Consider the following 2,078-nt stretch of genomic DNA (forward strand, 5'->3'; position numbering starts at 1 on the left):
CAGCGGAAAATTAAACATCAAAGAAATGGTCTTTAAGCTGCCATCGATGGGCATTCACTACCTGTTGGTAGAAGGTGGACCCAGGGTTCTGTCGTCCTTTTTTGAAGCAGACCTTTGTGACGAAATGGCATTATTTTATGCGCCCAAAATTATAGGTCAAGGAAAAAGAATATTTCCGCAAATTTTGTTCAAGGATATGATGGAAATTCCTGAGGGAAAAATCAGAGGTGTAAAAAGGCTGGGCGACGATCTCTTTATGGAGGTCGATCTGTGATGTTTACCGGTTTGGTGGAAACCATAGGAACTGTGTTATCCATAGACAGGCGTGGCGACGTTACGAACTTAATAATAGAAGCCCCTGAAATATCTCCCGAACTTTCCGAAAACGAATCTATCTCCGTATCGGGAGCTTGCTTGAGCGTCGTAAAAGCGGGGCACACCAGCTTCATAGCCGAGATGATGGGAGAGACTGTCGCCGTAACGAAACTTGGAATACTGAAACCTTTCGATAGGGTAAATTTGGAGCGCGCTTTAAAGGTTGGCGACCGACTGGGCGGCCATATAGTCTTGGGCCATGTTGAAGGCATAGGTGTCGTAAGCGAAATATCAAAAAAGACACAAACGAGTATCGTAAGGATAAATGCGGATACTTCTATCATGCACTACATCGTGCCAAAGGGCTCTATAGCAGTGGATGGAGTGAGTTTAACGGTCATCGACGTCACAGAAACCGATTTTACCGTCGGCATAATCCCTAGCACCTTAAAACTAACTACCCTTGGCAGCTTAAAGGCTGGAGAACTGGTAAATCTAGAAACGGATATAATAGGTAAGTATGTAGAGCGATTTTTAAAATGCTCATCCAGTAATGAGAAAGATAGATCAAGCAAGCTAACTTGGGAGAAGTTAGCCAAATATGGATGGCAGTGATGGGCAAGAAGGAGGAATGAGCGAAAATGGCCTTAGATGAGGCTTTCGCATCGCCTGAGGAAGCCATAAACCTAATAAAAGAGGACAAGATGATCATCGTCGTCGATGACGAAGACAGAGAAAACGAGGGAGATTTACTTATGGCCGCGTCGAAGGTGACGCCCGAGGCGATAAATTTCATGACTAAGTATGGCAGAGGGTTGGTATGCGTTCCACTGACGGAGGAAAGGGCGAGACAATTAGAATTGAAACCAATGGTGCTTCACAGCACAGACCCTCACAGCACCGCCTTTACCGTTTCAGTTGACGCTAAGGAAGGCACTACTACAGGAATATCGGCTGAAGATAGAGCCATTACGGCTTGCTTGCTTGCGGATCCCAATGTTAAGGCTTCGGATTTTAGACGCCCAGGTCATATCTTTCCGCTGATAGCAAGAAAGGGGGGCGTATTAAAACGAGCTGGTCACACAGAAGCTGCCGTCGATTTGGCAAGACTTGCGGGACTGGAGCCGGTGGGTGTGATATGTGAGATAATGAACGATGACGGCACCATGGCCAGGCTCCCTCAATTAATCGAGTTCGCAAAAAAGTTTGACCTCAAGATAATGACTATAAAGGATCTAATATGCTATAGGCACAGGAGAGAAAAGCTCGTAGAAAGGGTTTCAATGGTTGCCCTTCCAACCGAGTACGGCAATTTCGTTGCCCACGCTTATCATTGGACGTTGGACGACGATCTCGATCATTTGCACATTGCTTTAGTCAAAGGGGAAATTAACGAAGAAGATGAAGTGCTCGTACGAGTACATTCCGAGTGTCTTACGGGTGACGTCTTTGGATCTCTCAGATGCGATTGTGGCGCTCAACTTCGCAAAGCCCTGCAAATGATAGAATGCGAGGGGAGGGGCATCGTACTTTACATGCGCCAAGAGGGCAGAGGCATAGGGCTGTACAAAAAACTTAAGGCTTATGAGCTTCAGGAAAGGGGAATGGACACTGTGGAAGCCAACCTCAAGCTTGGGGTCAGTCCCGATTTGAGGGATTACGGAATAGGAGCTCAAATACTCTTTGACCTTGGGGTGAGAAAGCTGCGTTTAATGACCAACAATCCCAAAAAAGTTATAGGCCTCGAGGGATATGGTTTGAAG

3 protein-coding genes are annotated in these 2,078 nt (G+C 46.2%); all 3 read left to right on the plus strand.

What is annotated here, in order from left to right; genetic code table 11:
* Positions 1 to 274, plus strand: a 274-nt coding sequence (locus Q7P41_RS05240; RefSeq protein WP_303882721.1) for a dihydrofolate reductase family protein, incomplete at its 5' end; no start/stop codon positions are given.
* Positions 274 to 930: a riboflavin synthase gene (locus tag Q7P41_RS05245; RefSeq protein ID WP_303882723.1), complete on the plus strand. Its 657-nt coding sequence runs from the start codon at positions 274 to 276 to the stop codon at positions 928 to 930. The genes Q7P41_RS05240 and Q7P41_RS05245, both read left to right, overlap by 1 nt.
* A 26-nt stretch (positions 931 to 956) precedes the next feature.
* On the plus strand, positions 957 to 2,078 hold a 1,122-nt coding region (locus Q7P41_RS05250; protein ID WP_303882722.1), incomplete at its 3' end, for a bifunctional 3,4-dihydroxy-2-butanone-4-phosphate synthase/GTP cyclohydrolase II.

The sequence above is a fragment of the Acetomicrobium mobile genome, from assembly GCF_937920065.1.

Excerpts from the sequence above, each read along its gene's own strand:
- Q7P41_RS05245 (WP_303882723.1), top strand. The coding sequence starts at position 274 with ATGTTTACCGGTTTGGTGGAAACCATAGGAACTGTGTTATCCATAGAC.